Origin of the sequence: Sporosarcina thermotolerans (genome assembly GCF_042658975.1) — a bacterium.
Taxonomy (GTDB): domain Bacteria; phylum Bacillota; class Bacilli; order Bacillales_A; family Planococcaceae; genus Sporosarcina; species Sporosarcina thermotolerans.
The window spans coordinates 1-22,675 of the sequence record NZ_JBHSRM010000025.1; the positions used below are offsets into that span (position 1 = coordinate 1).

Below are 22,675 nucleotides of genomic sequence, written 5' to 3' on the forward strand. Positions count from 1 at the left end.
AAAGAAACGGTGATTACGTGCATTTTTTTGTTTAATTTGCGTGAACACCCCAACAAATATTATAGAACCTTTATTTTGAGCGGGTTTACGTTTTTGATTATTCTGCGAGAGCGATAACTTCTATTTCGACTGATGCGTCTTTTGGAAGTCGTGCCACCTCTACCGTTGAACGGGCAGGAGTATGTGAACCAAAATGTTGTGCATAGATATCATTTAAAGCAGCAAACTGATTCATATCCTTAATGAAAACCGTTGCTTTAATCACCTTATCAAGTGATGATCCTGCTTCTTCCAATACAGCCTTCAAGTTCGCAAAAACTTGGTTGGTTTGCTCCTCAATCGTCCCTTCCAGAAGCAACCCGTCCGGTGTCATTGGCAATTGCCCGGATGTATACACAAATCCGTTTACCTTTACGGCCTGTGCATAAGGTCCAATTGCTTTCGGTGCATTTTCTGTAGCTACATAATTCATCCTTCATTTCCACCCTTCTTAAAATAATTGCCTTCTTCCAGTTCAATCGTACGATCCTTTTCATTCATAGTGCGAAGCTTGACTAAAGATAAATAATCATCGACGAGGACTTCCTCGGTATGTTCAGCTTCGACAAGTACAGCAATCCCAGCAAGTACACAATCGAATTCTTCCAACAAGTTTTTCATGCCGGCCATAGTTCCTCCGGCCTTCATAAAATCATCGGTGATCAAAACTCTTTGACCGCTTTTCATGCTTCTCTTCGATAATAACATTGTCTGAATTCTTCGTGTAGAACCAGATACATAATTAATGCTGACGGTCGATCCCTCTGTCACTTTGCTGTCCCTTCGAACAATGACGACAGGCACATTCAAATGGCGCGCAATCGCATGCGCAATGGAAATACCCTTCGTAGCAACTGTCATAATCACATCAATTTCCATATCCCCGAAAGCCGATGCAAATACTTTCCCGATGCGGTCCATAATTTTCGGATTCCCTAAGAAATCCGTCATATATAAATAACCGCCGGGTAAAAGACGATCCGATCGACCAAGACTTTCCTTAATAACCGCCATCACTTCCCGGACTTCCGATTCAGTGACACGCGGGATATACTTCACTCCACCTGCAGCGCCTGATACAGTAATTAGTTTGCCTGTTCCGTTCTCTTCAAACGTCTCTTTGACAATTGATAAGTCTTCGCTTATGGATGACTTAGCAGCCTGGTAACGCTCGGAAAAGTAAGTCAACGGGATGAGTGAGTGCGGATTTTCCAGTAGATGACGAGTCATATCGACTAATCTTTCGCTCCTTTTCCACTTCAAAAACAACAACCCCTAAATCCGAATATTTTAATGTACAGTATCATAAACGTACGTGTTTAATCAAGGATAAAACGTTCCCCCGTCATCCTTACTGCATGGACTTCCTTACAAAAACCCTTGAGTCCATTATATATCCTTGAGACACGTGCTTCTTGCCTAACGAAACCGAAAACTGTTGGTCCACTTCCGCTCATCAAAACAGCGTCTGCTCCAAATTGTTCCATTTTCTTTTTTAGGATGACCACTTGCGGATGTAGATTCATCGTTACTGGCTCAAGTACATTTCCTAAAGTGCTGCACATTTTGTTATAATCCCCGGAATTCAATGCATCCAACATACCTGCTGTATCAGGATGCTTGATGGATGAGAGATCCAGGTTTTTATAAATATCTGCAGTTGAGACAGAAATCGCTGGCTTCGCAAGGATAACCCAGCAATTCGGCGGGGCCGGAAGATGCTGTATCTTTTCCCCTCGCCCTTTCGCAAGTGCTGTACCACCATGAACACAGAAGGACACATCTGATCCTATTTTAGCTCCTATATCTGCCAATTCATCCACACTTAGCCGAAGGTTCCAAAGTCTATTGAGTCCGCGAAGGGTAGCAGCTGCGTCTGAACTCCCGCCTGCAAGACCTGCAGCCACTGGAATTTTCTTGTTTAATGTGATTTCGACCCCTTCACGGATTTTAAATTGTCGTCTAAGTAGGTCAGCTGCTTGATAGGCGAGGTTTTTTCGATCGTTCGGCACAAATTGCTCGGACACTTTTATCGTAATTAATCCGTCATGTGCTGGTCGTAGCCAAACCTGGTCTGCCAAATCGACTGTCGTCATAATCATTTCCACTTCGTGGAAACCGTCATCACGTTTATGTAGGACATCAAGCGTCAGGTTGATTTTGGCAGGTGCCTTTTCATATAACATTAGGGCCCCTCCTTTCTAGCTTGTCTTTGTTCCCTATTTTACCATAGGGTGTAGGGATTGCACCCTGTAATTATTAGTGACTGTTTGTTTTATTTATGTAAGGTAAGGAAAAAAGAGCTGTACGACGTCTGAAACGACATCCATACAGCTCTTCCATTGTCAGTCCTTAGAGTCGAAAGGTAATCTTAGCTATTGTTTCTTTTTTCCGCCATTCCGCGTTCAGCCATTTGAATGGCATGTTTCACCATATTACCGGCATCCCGTGACTTGATTCCTCCCCAACCTTCGCGCTGAACAACATCGTAAAAGCCTAGCTCTTTCGCAATCTCTTCTTTCAAGTGCTCGGACATTATACTTCGTCTTCTAGCCATTAGGTTTTCCTCCTTTTCGACTGACACACCTAGTATGAGCAAGAACAATAAAAAAACACCTATGCGCTCCAGAGGAGGTTGCATAGGTGTTTTTAATCTAAAAACAGTAAATAATAGCCATGAAAATTACTTGATGCTAAACGCGGTTGCGTCTCCATCATCCAGAACTGTTATTTCGACAGCTTCTGTCAAAATATCCGCGTAGCTGTAAGATACCCTTTCAAAAGCATTTTCGTCCTGGTCCAGTTCTACAACAAAAACTGCCCGATACGTCTCACGCAGGACTCCGGCACGTTCGATTGTTTTCTTACGGCCGCCGTTTGCCCTTAAATGCAAACGTTTCCCCAAGTGAGCATCCAATGACTTCTTAATGTCCGCTAATGTTTTTGGCACGTCGCTTACACCTCACTGGATATAAGTATAACACTTTTAAAAAGTTCTGTCAATTAAAATGAGAATTTTAACAGTAAGCACTTATCTTTGTCAATTCTTTTTTCGCTATTTTCCCCATTATCATTTTTTAACGTCCTAAATTTGTCAAGATTCTTTGAAATCCGCGTAGAGTGCATTCGCCAATTTCCCGAATTCCTCGATGGACAAAGTCTCTCCTCTTCTACCGGGATCCATACCAATGCGTTCAAACGCTTGAAGGATTTGCTCTTTCTTCGCCTTGCCATTTTGCAAGGAGGACTGAAGATTGTTCAGTAGCGTCTTTCTGCGCTGTACAAACGAGCCCCTGGCCACCTTGAATAGAAAATCTTCATCAATAACCTCGACAGGCGGTTCCGCTTTTTTTGTCAATTTGAGGACCGCAGATTCGACATTCGGTTGTGGAATGAATACAGTCTTCGGCACAATCATCGATACTTCGGCATCCATGTAGTATTGCACAGCAATTGATAGGGAGCCATAAGCTTTCGTGCTTGGTGATGCCGTTATCCGATCCGCCACTTCCTTTTGCATCATAATGACCATGGCGCGTATTGGAACTTTGCCAAGAAGGAATTTCATAATAATTGGAGTCGTTACGTAATAGGGGAGATTTGCCACAACGACGATATCGTCAAAACCGCTAAATTGTTCCTCGACAATCCCATTTAAATCCGCCTCTAAAACGTCCTGGTTAATGATTTCGACATTATTATAAGGTGATAAAGTATCCTCCAATACCGGTAGAAGGCGTTGATCGATTTCAAACGCGACGACCTTTTTTGCAGATCTTGCAAGGTGCTCTGTTAGCGCCCCAATACCGGGACCAACCTCAATAACACCAGTCCGGTCCGTCAAATCGGCATGCGATACTATATTTCGTAAAATATTTGGGTCGATTAAAAAGTTTTGTCCTAAACTCTTTTTGAAAGAAAAACCGTGTTTTTCCAAAATCTCCTTCGTTCTTGCAGGTGTTGCAATATCCTTATTCATGGTCTTCCTCCTCTTGCAGGACTTTCAATGCCTCCATTAATTGATGTTGCCCAATCCGGAACATTTCAAGTCTCTTTTTCAAACCTTTACCGTTCACTTGCCCTATATATAATAACTCGCTCAACCGATCGCGTCTGCTTTTTGCGTCCGGATGACCTATTAGCCTTTCTTCCAGTAGGAATGCCAACGGAATCTCCTCTTTATTCTGCTCGTCAATCGAATAAACAGCTTCAAGTGCATTTTTGATATCTTCATCCTTTGCATGTTCAATACCTAACTTTTGACCATTTTTCGAGATTGTTTTCGATTTATGCAAAAAGGCGTGTTTAACATTGGGGATTCTCTCCTCGATAATAGCCCTAATTCTTCTACCCGGATAGTCAGGATCAGTGAATACGATAACCCCTCTTGTTTCCTGGGCAAGGCGTATCTGATTCAAAGTAGCCTCATTGATAGCTGAACCATTTGTTTCGATTGTATCTGCCCCTGTTGCTCTTTTGATTGCAATGGTGTCTGATTTCCCTTCAACAACAATAATTTCCTTTATCTTCACTGTGACCCTCTTTTCGATTCGATAAATACGATGAGTTAATTTTACGTCTTGGAGCCGCTGATGTACAGGCAATCGGACAGCGAAGGGTTCGATTTGCCTTAATTTCTGCGCACTTTGCAGAAATTAAGGCAGCCTTGATCAGCCCCTTACACGTATGAATTCATAAAAAAAACCGCGGGACTGGTTGAGCCCCACGGATAATAGCGGAAATAAAATTAGTCTATGACTTTAACTTTCACTTGACGGCGGCCAAAATTATAAGCCGCTGACTTTGTCGGTACATGAAGATCAATCCTCTTACCTTTAATAGCCCCGCCAGTGTCCCCAGCAATTGCATATCCGTATCCTTCCACCCAAACCTTCGAACCGAGCGGAATGACATCTGGATCGACGGCAATAACCTTTAGATTCGGATTAGAACGCAAATCGATACCTGTCGCCGTTGTCCCTGTACAGCCATTGCAATGTGCAGTATATGCTGTTGCAGTAACGTAAAACTCTTTGCCGCCGGACGGTGCGGACGTCCCACGGGAGACCACAGCCTTAGATTTTTTAGAAGATGTAGATGCACTTGCCACCACTACTTTGGATCCCACTGCTACAATTTTCTTTTGTGGTTCCTGAATGACTCTTTCGCCTAATAACGTACGAGATACTTCTTTGCCATTTTCTTTAACAATTTCAAACTTGCGCTCTACTGACCCCTTTTTGCCGTCTTGGACGACTTTTTCGCGTCCCTTTAGCATTTTGGCGTCACTTTTCGTTACAACCGCAAAATTTGTTGGTTCTTCCACTACATCGGTGACCTTTTCTACTCGCACGACTTCGACAACGGAATCCGGTTTGACCAAATCTTCCATCTTCCCATTTATTCTGTCGTGTTCATTCAATTGAATGTTCTCTCTCTTTAAAAAGTCAGCGACCGTAGTCGAAGTTGACCACAATGGTATCTCTTTTCCGCCATTAATAAGCGTCAATTGAAACGCTTTTTGAACGTTGATGATTTGATTTTCTTCAATATTCGAATTTAGACTTGGTGTGACGATGTCATGTTCCTGAAGGTCAACGCCAGCTTCAGATAGAATTTTTCCTACATTCAGATCTGTCGTCCAAACTTTTGTTGTTTCCTCGTCCAGTTGAATCAAAACTTGTTTTGCCTGTTCCCACCTAATCGACAATCCTTCCTCGATTGGTGTACTCACTGAGGGTATTACTAAATCGTGTTCGGCAACTTCAATATTTTCGCTATCAAGAAGTTGCCCAACTGTATGTGCAGATGTTTTAATTTCTATTTTCTCACCGTTCACTTGTAGTGTGACCGATTTCTTCGTTCCCGTGTGGAGAACAAGTGAAATAACCGCCACAAATAGGACAAATGCAAATGCAGTTATCGCTATTTGTTGACTCCTCAATGATGGGAAGAACAGATTTTTCATGGTGCTTTTTAGCATGAAAAAACTCCTCCTTTATCACTCGGCTGATTATAAAGGTTCCTCATGCGAGTGTCAACTCATTGGAACTTTATTTCCTCCCAACTTGGGAAGTTTATTCTCATGACAAGTGGACTTATCTTCTAATAATTTAATCCGTAATCCTGAAGATCTTCATTGCATTTTCGGTCGTCTTTTTCGCCACGTCTTCAACCGACAGTCCCTTCAGGCTGGCGATTTCTTCAGCTACCAATGTGACCAGCGCAGGTTCATTCCTTTTCCCTCTGTATGGGTGCGGTGCGAGGTAAGGCGCATCCGTTTCAATTAATAAATGATCCAAAGAAATTTCCGTTGCAACTTGCTTCGGCATTTTTGCATTTTTGAAAGTGACAGGGCCTCCTAGGGAAATCATGAAGTTCATGTCTATGCAATCTTTTGCAGTTTCAACACTTCCGCCATAACAATGCATGATTCCACCCGTTATCCAGGCTTCCTCCTCCTTTAAAATACGGACAACATCCCCTGTAGCATCCCGATTATGGATAATAATGGGAAGATTAACCTTTTGAGCAAGACGGATCTGCTTTCTGAACAGTTCTTGCTGAATGTCTTTCGGTGATTTATCCCAATAATAATCCAAGCCTGTTTCTCCAATACCAACAACCTTCGGATGAGCGGCAAGGGTTTCGATCCATTCCAAGTCTTCTTCCGTACAATCAATGGCGTCAACGGGATGCCAGCCAACTACGGCATAGATGAACGGATAGCGTTCCGCTAACTCCATTGCCTTTTCAATGGTAATACGGTCAAATCCTACCACTACCATCTTTTTCACATCTGCCTCAAGCGCTCGTTCAATAACTTCCTTGACGTCTTCTTCATATTGTTCTGCATTTAAATGGACATGTGTATCAATATACATAGGGATTCTCTCCTCATAAAGTTCATTCTATTGCAATAGTTTGTTACTTTCGTTACAACCAAATAACAAAACCGTTAAAAATCAAAGACGGCGCCTCTTTAGAAACGCCGTCCCCCTTTTTATTATTTCACTTTCGCACCGTTTTCTAGTGTTGGATCGACTGTCGCCAGTTTTAGGGTTCCGTTGGATTGGCCGGCTAAAATCATCCCTTGTGACAATTCGCCGCGCAACTTCACGGGTTTCAAGTTAGCGACAACAATCACCTTTTGACCAACCAATTCCTCAGGTTCGTAGTGCTCTGCGATTCCTGAGACAACTTGTCGTTGTTCATACCCCAAGTCCACTTGAAGCTTCAGTAGTTTATCTGCTTTCGGGATTCGTTCGCAGGCTGTAACAGTCGCTACTCGCAAATCCACCTTCATGAAATCATCGATTGTAATTTCATCGGCTTCTTCCACTTTTTCAATTATCTGTTCTTCCTGCTGCTCTTTCGGAGCGGTAATCGTCATTTGATCACGAATATAAACAATTTCTACCTCCGGATCAAGACGAGGGAAAATAGGAACTCCTTTTTCAACGACTTTTGTTCCTTCAGGAGTAACTTCAAAATTGCCTAATGTATCCCAAGTCAGTTTGGATTCATCAAGACCAAGCTGTTCAATAATTTGAATCGGTGATTTCGTCATGAACGGCTGTAGTAACACAGCAATTTGTTGAAGTGAAGCTGCAAGATGGGCCATGACGGATGCCAATTTTCCTTTATCCGCCTCATTCTTCGCAAGGACCCAGGGCGATGTTTCATCGATATATTTATTCGTACGAGATATGATTGACCACAGTTCGGAAAGACACACGCTGAATTGCATCTTTTCCATTGAGGTTTCATATTTCTCGATTGCTGTTGTTGTAAATTCCCGAAGGGTTGCATCGTATTCAGTCGGCTCAAGACCTTGCGTTGGAATAACGCCATCAAAGTATTTATTGATCATAGAAACAGTGCGATTCAGTAAGTTTCCAAGGTCATTTGCCAAGTCGTAATTTGTTCGCTCTACAAATGCTTCCGGTGAAAACGTGCCGTCCTGTCCAAATGGAAGTTCACGGAGTAGGAAATAACGGGTAGCGTCAAGTCCATAGCGTTCAACAAGCATTTCTGGGTAGACGACATTTCCTTTCGATTTCGACATTTTTCCGTCCTTCATCATAATGAAGCCATGGGCAAATACTTTTTTCGGTAGAGGAAGGTCAAGTGCCATCAGGAAAATCGGCCAATAGATCGTATGGAATCTTACGATATCCTTCCCTACAACATGCACATCGGCTGGCCAGTACTTCTTAAACAATGAATCTTCATCCGTATCGTAACCAAGTGCAGTGATGTAGTTCGTCAAAGCGTCAACCCAAACATATATGACATGCTTTGGATCCCCTGGTACCTTGATGCCCCAGTCAAACGACATTCTGGAAACAGACAAATCTTCAAGGCCCGGTTTGATGAAGTTATTGATCATTTCATTTTTACGGGATTCTGGTTCGATGAAAGTCGGATTGTCTTCATAAAATCGCAAAAGCCTATCTGCATATTTCTTCATATTAAAGAAATAGGACTCTTCCGAAACTCTTTCTACAGGTCGATGACAGTCTGGGCAATTTCCATCCTCTAATTGCGCCTCTGTAAAATAGGATTCGCAAGGTACGCATTTCCAACCTTCATATTCACCCTTATAGATATCACCATTATCAAGGAATTTCTTGAAGATTTTTTCTACGACGGATTTATGTCGTTCCTCTGTAGTTCTGATCAAGTCATCGTAAGAGATGTCCATCAGCTTCCAAAGACTTATGGCAATATCCGCAATTCCATCCACATACTTTTGCGGTGGAAGTCCTTCCTCTTCAGCTTTCTCCTGGATCTTTTGCCCATGCTCGTCCATTCCTGTTAAGAAATGAACGTCAAATCCACGTAATCTTTTATAACGGGCCATTGCATCTGATGCAACAGTCGTATACGCAGTACCGATATGAAATTTCCCGCTCGGATAATAAATCGGAGTCGTAATATAAAACGTTTTTTGTTGTTCAGCCACGAAAATACCTCCATTGTTTCAATCTATACTAACCATATTATCTAAAATTCAACAAAAGCGCTATGTAGATGGAATGAAGTTATATTGTTTTTATGGAAATGGGGTGGTATTCGCCATTCCATAGCTTACTCCCACCCTATAATTTACTATTCGTTACATAAGATATTTACCCATTTTATGGGAATCCTATTATTGTCGCAATAGTATTAAGTTAGACTTATTGACGTAAATTGGAAGAGTTGGTATGATATTAATAGACAAGAACGTGTCGTAATATGATAAAAAATATGGTCGTTTGGGAGGAAATCTTGTCATGAAATCTACAGGCATTGTAAGAAAAGTTGACGAGTTAGGCCGCGTCGTAATTCCTATTGAACTCCGTCGTACACTTGGTATTGAGCAAAAAGATTCATTGGAAATTTACGTCGATGACGACAGAATTATTTTGAAGAAATATATGCCTAATATGACATGTTCAATCACAGGTGAAGTATCCGATGATAACTTAAGTCTATTTGACGGAAAACTGATTTTAAGCCCAAAAGGTGCAAAACAGCTTATTAAAGAGTTAGAAGAAAAGCTGGATTAATATTATAATAACAATAGTAATTTCAGTCCAGAACCCTTATTGGGTTCTGGATTTTTGTTATTCATTCACATGATATTCCTGATAGACATCCCTTTTCGCTATGCCACGTTCCAACGCTACCAAACGGATTGCTTCCTTTGATGGGATCTGTTCTTTCTCCATCAATAATTCCACATGTGAAAAGACGCTAATATCCTTCCACCAGCTTTCCTCCTGATCTTCCTCCCCATCCTCATTGCCTTCAAGGATTATACAAAACTCCCCTCGGAGCTCATTCGTTTCAACCCATAAAACCGCCTCTTCTAACGTTCCGCGTAAGAATTCTTCATACCTTTTTGTCAATTCCCTAGCCAAAACGACTCGGCGGGTGGTTCCAAATGCATCGGCTATTGAGCGGATTGTTTCCTTTAGACGGTGAGGAGCTTCGTAAAAAATCAAAGTCTCTTCCTTTTGCTTAAGCTTACGGAGTTGCTCGTTTCGCTCCTTTTTCTGCCTTGAAAGAAATCCAAAAAAGGAAAACGGCTGTGTTTGGATACCCGATGCGACTAATGCACTGATAGCCGCATTTGCCCCTGGGATAGGAACGACATCATACCCGTCCTCAATCGCTTTTACTGCGATATCGTATCCCGGGTCGGATATACATGGCATTCCTGCATCACTTACTAAAGCAACTTGTTTACCTTCAGCTAAAAGGGAGAGAATCTTTTCCCCGCCCTTTTCAAGATTATGCTCATGATAGCTTATTAATGGCGTCTTAATATCGAAATGGTTGCAAAGCTTAATTGTATTCCTTGTATCCTCTGCCGCTATTATGTCGGCTTCCTGCAGCACTCTGATTGCCCTGAAAGTCATATCTTCCAAGTTTCCAATTGGGGTACCAACCAAAAACAGCTTTGCTCCGCCCGTCTCAGCACTTTTTTGTGATTGCATCCGTAACCTGCCCCTTCCTCATATAGCGTTCCTTTGCACTCCGGGTTAATTGCTTAAACTGATATTCCGCTTGCATTGCTTCACGTTTTGTTTCAAAGCTTTCCTTATAAATGCAATGGACAGGGAGTCTTGCGCGTGTATATTTTGCACCCTTGCCTTCATTATGAACGCGGATGCGCTTCTCCAAGTCATTCGTATAGCCCGCGTAATACGTGCCATCCTTACATTCCAAGACATAGAACAAATGCTTATTGATCTTGTCCATATAGTAAAAGCCTCACTTCTTCCGTATACTCCCCATCAGGGCCGTATACATATAAGGGCGGTAGGATTTTCAAATCCGGTTTTCCATCTTTTATGCCCTCTATTAGTAACGTGTTCGCCTCTTTCCCTTCTTTAGGATAGACGAAACGGATTCTTTTTGGCTCAAGGCGGTTCGCACGCATTGCCGTTACAATATCGAGAAGCCTGCCGGGACGATGGACAAATGCCGCCTTGCCCCCCTGCTTCAATAGTTCGCTTGCAGATTGCACAGCTTGTTCAAGGGTTAAGTGAATTTCATGCCGTGCAATGGCGACATGTTCCTTCAGGTTTTTTTCGCTTGCTTCAATCGCCGGAAAATAAGGGGGATTGCATGTAACTGTATCATATTTTTCATAGCCAATTTTTGCAGCAATCCCGATGACATCGTCATTCACGATCCGTATTCTTTCATCTAACCCATTATAGCCAACACTTCTTTCAGCCATATCCGCAAGACGCTCCTGCAGTTCAACTGCTACAATATCTGCGTTCGTTCGAGCACTGAGAAATAGAGGAATTGCCCCGTTCCCCGCGCATAGATCGACAATCTTACCGGAACGGATCGGTACATAAGCAAATTTTGCAAGTAGGACGGCGTCGAGCGAAAAGGAAAACACGGATTGGCTTTGGATGATCCGTAAATTTTCTGCCAACAAATAATCGAGTCTTTCGTCTTCTTTTAATAAATTCTCCATTTTCTACTCCCTCAATCCATAGAAAAAAGCCGATGCCTACACAAAATAGGATCGGCTCGTTTCAAGCATGTTGTTTACTTAGGAAGGACAGGCAAAACAAGCAGTCTTCCCCTTTACGGCTGCTGCCATAATGGACATTGCAGACATGGTATCCTTCATTATATATTCGTGCCAAGTTGTCCACCCCTTCACCGATGTCGATTTTTCGGGGTTTTTCAACTGGTTGTTGTTCATTCAATGTTTCGGTTGTCTCACTTAATTCTTCAAGCCTGGTCCGGAGATGATGGTTTTCGAGTTGAAGCGAGTGGTTCTCTTCCGTCATCTTAGCCACAAATCCCATTAGTTCCCGGAATTGCTCATGCATGGATTCAAGCTGTTGCTCAAATTCCATTACCCTGTCGAGAAAGTTCCCTTCTTTCAACTTGTTCACCCCATCATTTCGTCAATTGAGCTTCAACGTTCTTTTGGCTTTTAATTTCTTCCCATGAATATTCCAAGACATGTTCCTGATCCACTAAATTCACTTGTAAAATTCTTTCAAGTAAATTCATGCCGACCACTTTTCCAGGTCCTTCAGGAGTTAGTACCCTTTCTCCGATGTCCGGCATAAGGTTTTTCGCCTCTTCATATTCATCGTTTTCATACTTTAAGCAACACATGAGCCGACCACATAATCCAGAAATCTTCGATGGATTAAGTGAAAGATTTTGATCCTTCGCCATCTTAATGGAAACCGGTTCAAAGTCCCCAAGGAATGTGGAACAGCAAAGCATTCTTCCACAAGGACCAATTCCTCCAAGCATTTTCGCTTCATCCCGGACGCCAATTTGGCGAAGTTCGATACGGGTACGGAATATGGCTGCGAGATCCTTTACGAGATTTCTGAAGTCAACCCGCCCCTCAGCTGTGAAATAAAAGACAATTTTATTACGATCGAATGTATACTCCACATCGACAAGCTTCATATCTAACTCATGCTCACGTATTTTTTCGAAGCATTTACCGAAAGCCTGTTCAGCATCCATCTGATTCTCTTTCACTTGGATCTGGTCTTCGATAAGCGCTTTGCGGATAATTTTCTTAAGTGGCAAGACGACATCATTCTCATCGACTTCCTTCACCGGAATAGCAACTTTACCATATTCGATACCCCTAGCCGTCTCTACGATAACATAGTCGTCAACATCGAGATGATAGTCGAGAGGATCGAAATAATATATTTTACCCGCCTTTTTAAAGCGGACTCCTACAACATTATACAAGCATTAACCCCTCCTGCAAATTAAGCACCAGTTGTTCTATCAAAAGTGTACGGTTCATATTACTGTACAACTTTTTCTTCGCTTGAAGAACCGCTTCCATACTGGCCGATAACTGGCTATATGTCATCTTCATTGAGAGGCCACGGAAAATCTGCTGTTGATCGGGAAACGTCATTTCCGATTGCAATCCCGCTTTCATCGAAACGATATCACGGTATGCATAGAGAAGCAAGTTGAGAGCACGTTCCAAATCTTCCTTCTCTTTTACTATTGGAACCCATTCAGATTGGATGAATAGAAGCGCTTCATTCACATTGCGATCTGATGCTTCAATTAATTTTAACACTGTTTTTCGCATGTGTGCAAATTGATCATTTTCAGCTAACAACTTTGCCTGTTCGATATCCGCGGTCATCATCGTCACTGTCGCCGCCATCGTTGCGGTAATTCCTAAATCGACAAGTTTTGCTATCATTTCTTCCCTTCTTGGAGGAAGGAATGAAATGCGCTGGCACCGGGATTGGATGGTTGGCAATATAGATTGATAGGAACTGGTTAATAAAATTGCAGTCACTTCACCTTCAGGTTCTTCAAGGAATTTCAGCAACGTGTTAGCCGCTGCCACATTCATTCGGTCCGCACGGGAAATGATGTAGATTTTGCGTCCCGGTTCATACCCTTTCCTCGTCATTTGCATGATCAAGGATGACATTTGTTCCTTCTTAATGTCTTGGCCGTCCGGCTCAATCATTGTCACGTTGGGATGACTTTTTGAAGAAACCCGTCTGCAGGCATGACATGTTCCACATGGAACAGCATCCATGGGCTGTTCGCAAAGCAACAGCTTCGCAAAATGGATAGCTGCCGCTTCCTTTCCAGTTCCTGTGTCGCCATCGAATAGATAGGCATGGCCAATTCGGTTGTTTCGAAATGTTGCTTCCAATCTATCAATAACAGCTTTTTGCCGTTGTTTGATAGTAGAACCCGTCTCTTCCATGCCTTCACCTCCTACTGCAAAAAAACCGTGTTTTTAATTTCAAAAAAACACGGGTCATGTATATAAGTTAATGAGTAATCCTTTGATTTCTCCGATCTTCCCTAATAGCTCAACGGAAGTCTGTTCTTCGTCCAACAATGCTTCGGCCAATTCAAGAAGCTTTTCATCAATCGTTTGGACAATTTTCAATCCCCGACCTTCGCCGTATTGATTCCAAGTATGAGATTGTTTCAATCCCATACCCGAATCCACTGTCTCTTTTAGGAAACGGCGGACGAGCATCTTGAATTTTGCCATATCCCTTAAATTCCGTGAACGGGTTAGACGATCTCCGGCGGAAGAAATGTCTCCAAGAAGTCTTGTAATCTGTTCAGAATGCAAGCGTTCTTCCTGTTTCAGGACCATTTGGCCAAATCGGACATTCCCTTGCGGAGATCGCAAGGGGTCGTTCCGCAGTTTGTCGAGTCCTGTCCGATGGTCTCCATTCACTTTCATAACTAACTTCACCCTGTTTCTCAGAAATGATGAAATTGTTCAATCGGTAATACAAATACAGTTGCGCCGCCGACTTCTACTTCTACTGGGTAGGGGATATAGGAATCAGCGTTGCCGCCCATCGGTGATACGGGTGCTACCATTTGATCACGCGATCGGCAATTTTCACGAATTAATTCTAAAGCTTTGGGGATGAGGCCGTCATCCGTTCCGATAAGGAATGTCGTGTTTCCTGACCGTAGAAATCCCCCTGTACTGGCTAATTTTGTAGCCCGGAAATCATTTTTTGTTAAAGCTGCCGATAAACGGTTGCTGTCTTGGTCTTGTACAACTGCCACTATCAATTTCACGGTACCCTCTCCTTTTAGCTTTTTATTTATATGATATTGCACTGTTGATTTCCGCTTCGGACGGACGCTTTTAGCATCAACCAACGGAATTTCCTATTAATAATCATAGCCACAATAAAACTACATTTAGCTATACCTTATTATATCACGAATTGTCTTGAGAAATGAGTTGAGAACTTATAATTTTCCAAACATTTTCAGTTACTTCTGATAATGGGAGTGTTGCGTCTGTGCTGATGATGCGATTTGGGTATTTTTCAAGCAAAACTTTGTAGCCTTTGTAAACTTTTTGATGGAATTGCAAGGCTTCGTTGTCGAGTCGATTTTGTTCCCGAACGCCGCTTTGTGCAATTCGCTGTAGCCCTTCTTCAGGAGAGATGTCGAAGAAGATGGTTAAGTCGGGCATTGTGTCTCCAATTGCGAATGCGTTGATGGACATGACGTCGTCCATCCCGAGTCCTCTTGCATAGCCCTGGTAGGCAAGTGAGCTATCGATGAAGCGGTCGCAAAGGACGATTTTCCCCTCATGTATCGCAGGGATAATTCTTTCGACGAGATGCTGCCTACGTGCTGAAGCATATAGGAGAGCCTCCGTTCTGCCGTCCATTTCCTGATGATCGTTATCGAGAATGATGGCCCGGATCTTTTCGGAGATGCGGATGCCACCCGGCTCACGGGTTAGAATCCCTTCCAATCCTTCCTTTTGCATTCTCTTATATATTTCTGCAATCACAGTTGTTTTTCCTGCACCTTCGGGACCTTCAAATGTGATAAATTTTCCTTTTGACATGATTAATTCCTCCGAACTTCATTTCAATACAAACAGCTCTTTTTCTTCAAGGCGACTAACGCCCTGGAATCTTGCCCCTGCTTCTATTAAAGCAGATAATGCCCTAATATGGTGCTCCGTGATTCTTTCACCTTTGATCAACAGTGGAATTCCGGGAGGATAAGGGATTAAAGATGCTGCAGCGACGTAGCCTACCGCGTTATCCATTGGTATCCATTCGGTTTCCATGTCAGCTAAGTTAGATGGAGGGAATGCGAGCATGGAGATTCCGTCAGGCCAAGCGGCCATGTCTAAGAAATTATGGTTATCATCTACTTTACCCAAGTTAGTGACTGCTGCAATCATTTTTTTCTTCCACTCTTTTAAAGGAGGATTAGATTCCCTGTTCCACAACGGTAAAATAAGTAGGACCTGGTAAGGATCCGCAAGTTCTGCGTAAATCCCTTCTGATTCGAATGCTGCTTGCAATGCGAAGCCGGAATGGCCATCATAGCGGATCAATAGCTTCAAAGGATCGTCCGTCTCCACAATTTCCAAGTGATCGATTGCCTTCAGCTCTTGAATAAATGAAGAACGTAATTCTGTGAATTTACGTTTGTCGCTTTCCTTAAAGAATGCCGCGTAAGCCCTTGCATCATCTAAAGAAGCCATTAGTAAATACGATGGACTACTGGACTGCAGCATTTGTAAATAATATGCGATTTTTTCTTCGGAAATCAGGTTCGATCGAATGTGTAGAAATGATCCCATCGTCATGGCGGGCAGTGTCTTATGTGCGGAATGGACGACTACGTCGGCGCCAAATCGAATCGCAGAGCGTGGGAACGGCTCACCTACGATAAAATGTGCCCCATGTGCTTCATCGACTAAGACGGGGATGGAACAGGCATGGCATAAATCGATAATCTTCTTTACCCCCTTCCCAGTCACGCCATAATACGTCGGGTATGTTAGGAGGACGGCTTTCGCTTGCGGATGTGCAGCGAGTGCTTCTTCCACCTGCTCCGGTTTTAAGACACCAGGTGTCCGTGTATGCGAATCCCACGGAGGAGATAGAAACACTGGAGTTGCACCCGTCAATTCAATCGCATGGAACACCGATTTATGTGCATTACGCTGGACAATTATTGTGTCTCCTTTCCCGCAAGCGGCATAAATCATTGCCAAGTTCCCTACAGTGGAGCCATTGACGAGGAAAAAACTTCTGTTTGACCCGTAAAGAGCGGACAACAGGCTTTCTGCTTCCTGAATGACCCCTTCCGCTTCATGAAGGTCATCAAGTCCCGTAAGCTCGGTGTAATCATACGAAAGAGCCTGCCGCATCCCCTCTGGCAAGCTGGATAAAAGACCATGCTTATGCCCCGGCACGTGAAATGAAACCGGGGTATGTTCTTTGAAATATTCTAACGCCTGCACGAGCGGGCGATTGGTCTGATTCATTAATTTCCCCACTTCCTTTATGACTTCTATTATAGTGGAGTGAACGTGAAAAAACACCGGAAATATCCGGTGTCATGCAACCTTCATTCTCGATAGCCCAACGGAGAGGAATGCTACTGCGAATCCAAGCAAAATGATCGTGGGCATTATGATATCACCCACATTTCCCCCTTCAGCTATCAACATCGTAAACCCTTCCATTGCCCAAGTTTGCGGGACGAAGTTGGCGATCTTCTGCATAATGTCCGGGACCATACTGATTGGCCAATAGACGCCCCCAAGCATACAAGTCGAAATGATCACAAATGTACCGATGGCGTTTTGCTGCTCGACAGTCTTTACGAAGCTTGCAATGGCCATTCCGAGACCTACGACGCAAAGCAGCAAAGACGTGATAAGAAGAAGCAAAGCTGCCGGTGAGCCCCAATCGACGTCAAACATTGCTGACGATAACGCAATAAGAAGAAAAAACTGGATCCAACCTACAATGAAGAAGGATAGGAAATAACCAAGTAACACTTGGAAACGGGTGACAGGCGTCGTAAAAAGCCTTGACCAAATTCCGTCCTGCTTCGCTTCGATCAATGTGCCCGTCATCGAAAGCATCATAATCATGACGAACATAATCGAAAATCCTGCGGAGCTATATGAGATGCCCATCATCGGATTCTTTGAGGAGCCATCGTTTGTTCTTTGTTCGGTCCACGCTTGGATCATCCCTTCGTTCTGATTGAGCTTCTCGTAGATGGATTCCCAGCTTTTATTGAAATAAGAACTGCCCACCTGCGATGCCGCCACGTATATGTCTATGGCTTGCATTGCCTGATTCACCTGTTGTTTAACAAGCGGCGCTGTCGCCATATTAGGTGATGGTTGAAAACTGATAGGCTGTTCATCATTACGAAGCTTATGTGCAATCCCTTTTTCCAACGTTACAATACCTTGCACCTCTTTATTTGCCAATAACTCCTCCGCCTCGCCAGATGCAACAAGCTCATACGAAATCATTTCATCGAGCATTAGTTTTTGAATAATGCCCGTGGAAAGTTCCGACCTTTCCTCGTCCACCAATGCGATTCGGAATGTTATATCCGCATCTTTTCCAAAAACACTTCCGAATAGAAATGTAAATAGCAATGGCATCCCTAACATTAAGACAATCGATGATTTTTTCTTGAATGTCCGTTTTATTTCAAAAAGGCAAATCGTTAAAATCTTCTTCATCCTGCATACCTCCTATGCAACCCGGCGGTTAAGCCGGATGGAACTAATGAGAATGGCTACAGTCCCTATACCAAGCAAAACTCCTGACGGCAACCATAACGTAGACCAAGGGGTTCCTGTCATGATTGACGTGTAGCTTGTCAATGCCCAGGAATTCGGTATTGCTGTGGCGATGTTTCGCATAACTTCTGGGAATAAAGATAAGGGCAACATCGAGCCACCTAACAATGCTAATACTTGAACCCCCATACTTCCTACGACATCCGCCATTTTTTCGCTCGTCGTAAATGCGGCTACAACCATCGCCAATCCAGCTACCGAAAAGATATAAAAGAAGGTGATGAAAAGGATTTGCAGAATAGACGAGCCCCAATCGACTTTCAATAGAAAATGAGTTGCCCCGATGAAGATTAAAAACTGAATCCACGCAAATAGACATGTGCCGATGAATTTTCCGACAAGTATCGTATGGATGGAAATTGGCGTCATCTTCAACCGTGACAACGTTTCGCTTCTTCTTTCCTGATGAAATGACTTTCCTCCCGCCATCGAGTTAAATAAAAGGAACATCGCCGCCATAGCTGCTGCGTAATATTGCATGGAAGACACCGATTCTTCCTCTGCCGGTTCGCTTACGTACGTCCGCTGTTCATACGCCACACTCTCAATTGAAGCTATAAGCTCATTTTGGATTGCCACCATATCAAGCATGTCGCCTTCTTCAGACAACAATGCCGCTTCCGTCATAATTGTAGTTGTTGAATTTGAAATCGCCTGCGACAATTGGGCGAACGTTTCAATCATCTGTTGAATAAGTGTCGCCGCTGTTTCCTGCCCGGAGATTGGCATGACGACGGCACGATCTGCATCAGATCCCCATCCGTCCGGCAACAATACTCCTACATCAATTTCCCTACCATCCATCCAATCAAGCAGCTGTTTCTCCGATTCCGCCCGCTCTACCGTAATCGCTAGTCCGTCCTCACCTAATGTCCGGATTACGCCTTCTGTCATCGAGTTGGATTCAGATGAATAGACGCCTAAAATTGTTTCGGGCATGCTTCCTCCACCCATAACGCCTTTTAAGGCTGAACCCAAAATGACGGTCAGCAAAACGGGCATAATGATCATCATCAGAATGGCCTTCCGGTCCTTTAAATGGATTTTCGCATCTTTAACGGCTATCAAAAGGCTTTTCAATCTTTTCCCTCCTATTCACGCAAAGAGCGTCCCGTCAATTGCAAAAATAATGTTTCTAAATTCGCTTCCTGAAGTTGCATATTGTGAATCACTACCTCCAACCTGCCGGCAAGCAGAATCACATCCGCCACAATTTCCATTTTTGATTGCAAATGAACATCGATTTCCTCAGGTCGCACAATCACCTTTTCCACTCCATCCAACTGCTCTAACATTTCTATAAATGAAGGGCGTAATGAATCAACCGTGAGCTTCAATACGGTGCCACCCGCCAATCGATTGCTCAAATCCCTTCTCGTACCACTTACGATAAGCTTCCCCTCATCGATTATCGCAATTCGCCTGCAAAGGTATTCGACCTCTTCCATGTAGTGGCTTGTGTAGATGACTGTCATACCTTGCTCATTCAATGTTTTGACCGTCTCCAAAATATGTTTCCTCGATTGAGGGTCGATGCCAACTGTCGGTTCATCCATGATGAGAAGCTGTGGACGATGCATGAGAGCAGCCCCTATATTGATGCGCCGCTTCATGCCGCCTGAAAAGGTATCAATACGTCCTTTCGCCCGTTCGGTTAGTCCGACAATCTCCAATACTTCTTTTGCTCGGGCCTTTGCAACTTTACCCGAAAGACCGTACATCTTCCCCCAAAAAATTAGATTGTCTATCCCTGACATTGTTGGATAGAGCGCGATGTCTTGCGGCACGACGCCTATCATCTGTTTAATTTCCTTCAAATTTTTTCCGACCAGTTTTCCGTCAACAAGAATCTCCCCCGCTAAGGGCGGAACGAGTCCGCAAATCATAGAAATGAGCGTCGACTTCCCTGCTCCATTCGGACCTAACAACCCGAATGATTCGCCTTTTTCAATTTTAAATGAAACCCCTTTAATGACTTCGCGTGTACCATAACTCTTTTTTACGTTCGAAAGTGTAAGCATTACCCGCAGCCTCCTTCTTTACTTTATCTTATAGAGGAAGCCTCCATTTTCCATCGAGCGCGCGATAGATTTTGAAGGCATGAAAAAAACGGCATCGATATGCCGTTTTTCATAGGTCTATGCAAAAAGTAATATCAAAACGTGGTAATTCCGTGACGTACAGCATAAATGGCCGCTTGTGTCCGATCGCGAAGTCCAAGCTTTTGAATTACATTGGAGACATGATTTTTTACCGTCCCTTCAGTAATGAATAATGCATCCGCAATTTCCCGATTGTTTAGTCCTTCCCCTAAAAGGTTCAATACCTCCACTTCCCGATCCGATAATTCCTTAAGCCTTGCCGGCAATTCCGTCATGTTAGCGTGATTGTTCACTCTAAGCTCTGTCAGTACTTGCGATGTGAATTCCTTCGGTAGTACGACACCGCCATGATGTACGGTGAGAATTGCCTGGACAATCGTATCCGTCGGCATATCCTTCAGTAAATATCCATTCGCTCCTTCTTCAAGCGCGTCAAATATATATTCACTATCATTGAAAGTAGTCAATATCAATACTTTCACATCTGGAAGAGAATCCTTTATAAGTTTCGTTCCTTCAACCCCATTTACCCCTGGCATCCTAATATCCATTAAAACGATATCCGGAAGAAGAATCACCGCTTTATCCAAAGCATCTTTCCCATCCATCGCCGTCCCCACGACTTCAATTTCCGGGCGTAAGCCAAGCAACGTACTAAGACCTTCTCTCACCAGCGGTTGATCATCGACAATCATAATCTTAATCATCCTGTCACCCCCGTTGCAATTCGTTGAAGAGGAAAAGAAACCATGATTTCAAAGCCTTCTCCTTCAATGCTTTCAATTCTGAATGAACCTCCATGCTCCGTCACGCGTTCTTTCATATTAATTAAACCAAAATTAGGTGTAATGTTTTTTTCCCCTTTTCCATCATCTTTAATTTCAACGCGTACCTCTTCTTCGAATATATGTATATTCACGATACATGTATCCGCATTCCCATGCTTTTTTGCATTCGTCACCCCTTCCTGCACAATTCTTTTGATTGTAGGTTGATAGGTCAATGGGATTTCAGCAGTTCCCCCAATTATGAGTAACCGAGTTTCCATAAGCGTCATTGAAGAAAACTCATCTAAAAGCCCTTGTAGCACCTCTTGAAAAGAAGCCTCTTGGTAATCCTCTTTCAACGTTCTAACAGACATACGGATTTCATGAAGAGCATCCCGTGTCAACTGCTCACAAATGCCAAGAACCTCTTTTGCCTTTCTGGAATCCCGAACTGCCATTTCGCTCGCAACTTGCAACTGGACAATCAAGGCAGTCATCTTGTGGCCAACTGTATCATGAATCTCCCGGGCAATTTCATTTCTCTCACGAATCACCGTCAACTCTTCCACTTGCTCCGCATAGTCCTTCAACTGACGATGCGCAGCCTGCAAAGCCCCGTGCGACTCATTTAATTGCTTATATTGCAACGCAATCGTCTCTTTCGCATTACGAGAGTTCCGGATAAGTCCGCCAACAAATGCACCGTAAATGACGAACATCACATTGACGATATTACTTGAAACAGAAAATATGCCAGTCTGCGCGTATAACCGTAAACTGATCAGTATCCATATAGCAACAAACGCACCTGAAAAAAGCCCAAGCAATTTCTTACGGTCGTACAGCAAGAAAACAGTAGTTGAAAAAACTCCGAAAAAAATCAAATATAAATATCCGCTTTCGGAGAATAAAAAACCAATACCCGTAATGACGATAAAATCAATCGAGGAGCAAAGAATCCTCGTCTTCTCGCGAACGTTTGCCATTTGAATAAAATGACTAACAATGAATATGGGGATGGCACCAATTATATAGATTGTACGTCCATCCTTAATTCCGTCTGTCATTTGAAAAAAGTAACCACTCAAAATGACTAACATAGCTATACGCACTAAGGAGAATAAAAAAAGAGAGACACTTTTCACAACCACTCCCCCGTTCTTTATCTATTATTCTAATAATGGACTACTGGAAATCGGAACGCAATAAGTAGATTTTTTCGGAAGTGTTGTTTTGCTCGAGTCTATTGGGGTTTTGCTCGAGTTTGGATGTGTTTTGCTCGAGTTAAAGGCAGATATGCTCGAGTTTGGGCTACTTTTGTTCATCTCGGAACTTATGTATCAATCAATTAAAAGACATTTGATTTTTTGAACACAAAAAAACCATCCCCAACAAGGGATGGCATTTGCCCGGCGACGTCCTACTCTCACAGGGGGAAGCCCCCTACTACCATCGGCGCTGAAGAGCTTAACTTCCGTGTTCGGGATGGGAACGGGTGTGACCTCTTCGCCTTCGTCACCAGACTATATAAGAACGATACTTGTTCGTTCAAAACCGGATAAAAGAGACATTGTTGCTACTTCAAGTTCAACCATACTTTA

At 43.2% G+C, this 22,675-nt stretch carries 26 protein-coding genes and 1 rRNA gene; 1 reads left to right on the forward strand and 26 read right to left on the reverse strand.

Translation table 11 applies throughout. From position 1 onward, the window contains the following. Positions 1 to 97: 97 nt before the first annotated feature. The 10 genes from ACFPZG_RS16960 to metG form a co-directional block, all read right to left on the reverse strand. Positions 98 to 472 (reverse strand): RidA family protein, encoded by a 375-nt coding sequence (locus ACFPZG_RS16960; protein WP_283733386.1) that lies wholly within the window; start codon positions 470 to 472, stop codon positions 98 to 100. After that, on the reverse strand, positions 469 to 1,302 hold the full coding sequence (gene purR / locus ACFPZG_RS16965) for a pur operon repressor (protein ID WP_283733387.1): 834 nt from the start codon (positions 1,300 to 1,302) through the stop codon (positions 469 to 471). Before purR ends, ACFPZG_RS16960 begins: the two co-directional genes overlap by 4 nt. Before the next feature lie 56 nt (positions 1,303 to 1,358). Further along, positions 1,359 to 2,225, reverse strand: a complete 867-nt coding sequence (gene ispE / locus ACFPZG_RS16970; protein WP_317941332.1) for a 4-(cytidine 5'-diphospho)-2-C-methyl-D-erythritol kinase — start codon at positions 2,223 to 2,225, stop codon at positions 1,359 to 1,361. A gap of 185 nt (positions 2,226 to 2,410) precedes the next feature. After that, the gene (locus ACFPZG_RS16975) at positions 2,411 to 2,596 is read right to left on the reverse strand and encodes a small, acid-soluble spore protein, alpha/beta type (RefSeq protein WP_301245257.1); all 186 of its coding nucleotides are present in this window, start codon (positions 2,594 to 2,596) and stop codon (positions 2,411 to 2,413) included. A 126-nt stretch (positions 2,597 to 2,722) separates the two neighbouring features. Further along, positions 2,723 to 2,989, reverse strand: a complete 267-nt coding sequence (gene veg / locus ACFPZG_RS16980) for a biofilm formation stimulator Veg (protein ID WP_283733388.1) — start codon at positions 2,987 to 2,989, stop codon at positions 2,723 to 2,725. 144 nt (positions 2,990 to 3,133) lie between these two features. Next, complete coding sequence (gene rsmA / locus ACFPZG_RS16985; protein ID WP_317941331.1) at positions 3,134 to 4,018, reverse strand: 16S rRNA (adenine(1518)-N(6)/adenine(1519)-N(6))-dimethyltransferase RsmA; 885 nt, start codon at positions 4,016 to 4,018, stop codon at positions 3,134 to 3,136. Then, positions 4,011 to 4,571: a ribonuclease M5 gene (rnmV, locus tag ACFPZG_RS16990; protein WP_317941330.1), complete on the reverse strand. Its 561-nt coding sequence runs from the start codon at positions 4,569 to 4,571 to the stop codon at positions 4,011 to 4,013. The genes rsmA and rnmV overlap by 8 nt, the downstream gene beginning before the upstream one ends. Before the next feature lie 215 nt (positions 4,572 to 4,786). Then, a complete protein-coding gene (locus tag ACFPZG_RS16995) occupies positions 4,787 to 6,022 on the reverse strand; it encodes a ubiquitin-like domain-containing protein (protein ID WP_317941329.1) in 1,236 nt (411 codons plus the stop codon). A gap of 130 nt (positions 6,023 to 6,152) precedes the next feature. Next, positions 6,153 to 6,923, reverse strand: coding sequence for a TatD family hydrolase (locus ACFPZG_RS17000; protein WP_283733389.1), 771 nt, complete (start codon positions 6,921 to 6,923; stop codon positions 6,153 to 6,155). A 122-nt stretch (positions 6,924 to 7,045) separates the two neighbouring features. Next, positions 7,046 to 9,007 (reverse strand): methionine--tRNA ligase, encoded by a 1,962-nt coding sequence (gene metG, locus ACFPZG_RS17005; RefSeq protein WP_317941328.1) that lies wholly within the window; start codon positions 9,005 to 9,007, stop codon positions 7,046 to 7,048. Between the two features lie 313 nt (positions 9,008 to 9,320). Here metG and ACFPZG_RS17010 point away from each other — a divergent pair, with 313 nt between their 5' ends. Continuing rightward, entirely contained in the window at positions 9,321 to 9,596 is a 276-nt protein-coding gene (locus ACFPZG_RS17010) for an AbrB/MazE/SpoVT family DNA-binding domain-containing protein (protein WP_283733390.1), read from the forward strand. Between the two features lie 57 nt (positions 9,597 to 9,653). Here ACFPZG_RS17010 and rsmI read toward each other — a convergent pair whose 3' ends face one another. The 16 genes from rsmI to rrf form a co-directional block, all read right to left on the reverse strand. Next, on the reverse strand, positions 9,654 to 10,529 hold the full coding sequence (gene rsmI, locus ACFPZG_RS17015) for a 16S rRNA (cytidine(1402)-2'-O)-methyltransferase (protein WP_283733391.1): 876 nt from the start codon (positions 10,527 to 10,529) through the stop codon (positions 9,654 to 9,656). Continuing rightward, positions 10,507 to 10,794, reverse strand: coding sequence for a GIY-YIG nuclease family protein (locus ACFPZG_RS17020; RefSeq protein WP_283733392.1), 288 nt, complete (start codon positions 10,792 to 10,794; stop codon positions 10,507 to 10,509). The genes rsmI and ACFPZG_RS17020 overlap by 23 nt, the downstream gene beginning before the upstream one ends. After that, positions 10,778 to 11,527, reverse strand: a complete 750-nt coding sequence (locus tag ACFPZG_RS17025) for a tRNA1(Val) (adenine(37)-N6)-methyltransferase (RefSeq protein WP_317941327.1) — start codon at positions 11,525 to 11,527, stop codon at positions 10,778 to 10,780. Before ACFPZG_RS17025 ends, ACFPZG_RS17020 begins: the two co-directional genes overlap by 17 nt. 61 nt (positions 11,528 to 11,588) lie before the next feature. Continuing rightward, positions 11,589 to 11,918 (reverse strand): DNA replication initiation control protein YabA, encoded by a 330-nt coding sequence (gene yabA / locus ACFPZG_RS17030; protein ID WP_283734550.1) that lies wholly within the window; start codon positions 11,916 to 11,918, stop codon positions 11,589 to 11,591. 43 nt (positions 11,919 to 11,961) lie between these two features. Further along, positions 11,962 to 12,789 (reverse strand): PSP1 domain-containing protein, encoded by an 828-nt coding sequence (locus ACFPZG_RS17035; RefSeq protein WP_317941325.1) that lies wholly within the window; start codon positions 12,787 to 12,789, stop codon positions 11,962 to 11,964. Continuing rightward, positions 12,782 to 13,786 carry a DNA polymerase III subunit delta' gene (gene holB / locus ACFPZG_RS17040; protein ID WP_283733393.1) on the reverse strand — a complete coding sequence of 335 codons (1,005 nt, stop codon included), beginning with the start codon at positions 13,784 to 13,786 and terminating at the stop codon, positions 12,782 to 12,784. Before holB ends, ACFPZG_RS17035 begins: the two co-directional genes overlap by 8 nt. Before the next feature lie 54 nt (positions 13,787 to 13,840). Next, positions 13,841 to 14,281 (reverse strand): YaaR family protein, encoded by a 441-nt coding sequence (locus tag ACFPZG_RS17045; RefSeq protein WP_283733394.1) that lies wholly within the window; start codon positions 14,279 to 14,281, stop codon positions 13,841 to 13,843. Positions 14,282 to 14,301: 20 nt separating this feature from the next. Then, entirely contained in the window at positions 14,302 to 14,631 is a 330-nt protein-coding gene (locus ACFPZG_RS17050) for a cyclic-di-AMP receptor (protein ID WP_283733395.1), read from the reverse strand. A gap of 145 nt (positions 14,632 to 14,776) precedes the next feature. Then, positions 14,777 to 15,421, reverse strand: a complete 645-nt coding sequence (gene tmk, locus ACFPZG_RS17055; RefSeq protein WP_317941324.1) for a dTMP kinase — start codon at positions 15,419 to 15,421, stop codon at positions 14,777 to 14,779. An 18-nt stretch (positions 15,422 to 15,439) separates the two neighbouring features. Further along, entirely contained in the window at positions 15,440 to 16,861 is a 1,422-nt protein-coding gene (locus ACFPZG_RS17060) for an aminotransferase class I/II-fold pyridoxal phosphate-dependent enzyme (protein ID WP_317941323.1), read from the reverse strand. Positions 16,862 to 16,933: 72 nt separating this feature from the next. Then, positions 16,934 to 18,085 (reverse strand): ABC transporter permease, encoded by a 1,152-nt coding sequence (locus tag ACFPZG_RS17065; RefSeq protein WP_283733396.1) that lies wholly within the window; start codon positions 18,083 to 18,085, stop codon positions 16,934 to 16,936. A 12-nt stretch (positions 18,086 to 18,097) separates the two neighbouring features. Further along, positions 18,098 to 19,285 carry an ABC transporter permease gene (locus ACFPZG_RS17070; RefSeq protein ID WP_317941322.1) on the reverse strand — a complete coding sequence of 396 codons (1,188 nt, stop codon included), beginning with the start codon at positions 19,283 to 19,285 and terminating at the stop codon, positions 18,098 to 18,100. Positions 19,286 to 19,296: 11 nt separating this feature from the next. Next, on the reverse strand, positions 19,297 to 20,226 hold the full coding sequence (locus tag ACFPZG_RS17075; RefSeq protein WP_317941321.1) for an ABC transporter ATP-binding protein: 930 nt from the start codon (positions 20,224 to 20,226) through the stop codon (positions 19,297 to 19,299). 134 nt (positions 20,227 to 20,360) lie between these two features. Further along, positions 20,361 to 21,014, reverse strand: coding sequence for a response regulator (locus tag ACFPZG_RS17080; RefSeq protein WP_283733399.1), 654 nt, complete (start codon positions 21,012 to 21,014; stop codon positions 20,361 to 20,363). Next, on the reverse strand, positions 21,011 to 22,174 hold the full coding sequence (locus ACFPZG_RS17085; RefSeq protein ID WP_381428164.1) for a sensor histidine kinase: 1,164 nt from the start codon (positions 22,172 to 22,174) through the stop codon (positions 21,011 to 21,013). Before ACFPZG_RS17085 ends, ACFPZG_RS17080 begins: the two co-directional genes overlap by 4 nt. 307 nt (positions 22,175 to 22,481) lie before the next feature. Continuing rightward, positions 22,482 to 22,597 (reverse strand): 5S ribosomal RNA (rrf, locus tag ACFPZG_RS17090). Positions 22,598 to 22,675 lie beyond the last annotated feature (78 nt).

Excerpts from the sequence above, each read along its gene's own strand:
- ACFPZG_RS17065 (WP_283733396.1), bottom strand. The coding sequence starts at position 18,085 with ATGAAGAAGATTTTAACGATTTGCCTTTTTGAAATAAAACGGACATTC.
- ACFPZG_RS17000 (WP_283733389.1), bottom strand. The coding sequence starts at position 6,923 with ATGTATATTGATACACATGTCCATTTAAATGCAGAACAATATGAAGAA.
- ACFPZG_RS17075 (WP_317941321.1), bottom strand. The coding sequence starts at position 20,226 with ATGCTTACACTTTCGAACGTAAAAAAGAGTTATGGTACACGCGAAGTC.
- ACFPZG_RS17010 (WP_283733390.1), top strand. The coding sequence starts at position 9,321 with ATGAAATCTACAGGCATTGTAAGAAAAGTTGACGAGTTAGGCCGCGTC.
- rsmI (WP_283733391.1), bottom strand. The coding sequence starts at position 10,529 with ATGCAATCACAAAAAAGTGCTGAGACGGGCGGAGCAAAGCTGTTTTTG.
- yabA (WP_283734550.1), bottom strand. The coding sequence starts at position 11,918 with ATGGAATTTGAGCAACAGCTTGAATCCATGCATGAGCAATTCCGGGAA.
- ACFPZG_RS17060 (WP_317941323.1), bottom strand. The coding sequence starts at position 16,861 with ATGAATCAGACCAATCGCCCGCTCGTGCAGGCGTTAGAATATTTCAAA.
- holB (WP_283733393.1), bottom strand. The coding sequence starts at position 13,786 with ATGGAAGAGACGGGTTCTACTATCAAACAACGGCAAAAAGCTGTTATT.
- ACFPZG_RS17025 (WP_317941327.1), bottom strand. The coding sequence starts at position 11,527 with ATGGAGAATTTATTAAAAGAAGACGAAAGACTCGATTATTTGTTGGCA.
- ACFPZG_RS17080 (WP_283733399.1), bottom strand. The coding sequence starts at position 21,014 with ATGATTAAGATTATGATTGTCGATGATCAACCGCTGGTGAGAGAAGGT.
- rsmA (WP_317941331.1), bottom strand. The coding sequence starts at position 4,018 with ATGAATAAGGATATTGCAACACCTGCAAGAACGAAGGAGATTTTGGAA.
- ACFPZG_RS17020 (WP_283733392.1), bottom strand. The coding sequence starts at position 10,794 with ATGGACAAGATCAATAAGCATTTGTTCTATGTCTTGGAATGTAAGGAT.
- ACFPZG_RS16960 (WP_283733386.1), bottom strand. The coding sequence starts at position 472 with ATGAATTATGTAGCTACAGAAAATGCACCGAAAGCAATTGGACCTTAT.
- tmk (WP_317941324.1), bottom strand. The coding sequence starts at position 15,421 with ATGTCAAAAGGAAAATTTATCACATTTGAAGGTCCCGAAGGTGCAGGA.
- ACFPZG_RS16975 (WP_301245257.1), bottom strand. The coding sequence starts at position 2,596 with ATGGCTAGAAGACGAAGTATAATGTCCGAGCACTTGAAAGAAGAGATT.
- ispE (WP_317941332.1), bottom strand. The coding sequence starts at position 2,225 with ATGTTATATGAAAAGGCACCTGCCAAAATCAACCTGACGCTTGATGTC.
- ACFPZG_RS16995 (WP_317941329.1), bottom strand. The coding sequence starts at position 6,022 with ATGCTAAAAAGCACCATGAAAAATCTGTTCTTCCCATCATTGAGGAGT.
- ACFPZG_RS17045 (WP_283733394.1), bottom strand. The coding sequence starts at position 14,281 with ATGAAAGTGAATGGAGACCATCGGACAGGACTCGACAAACTGCGGAAC.
- ACFPZG_RS17085 (WP_381428164.1), bottom strand. The coding sequence starts at position 22,174 with ATGTTAGTCATTTTGAGTGGTTACTTTTTTCAAATGACAGACGGAATT.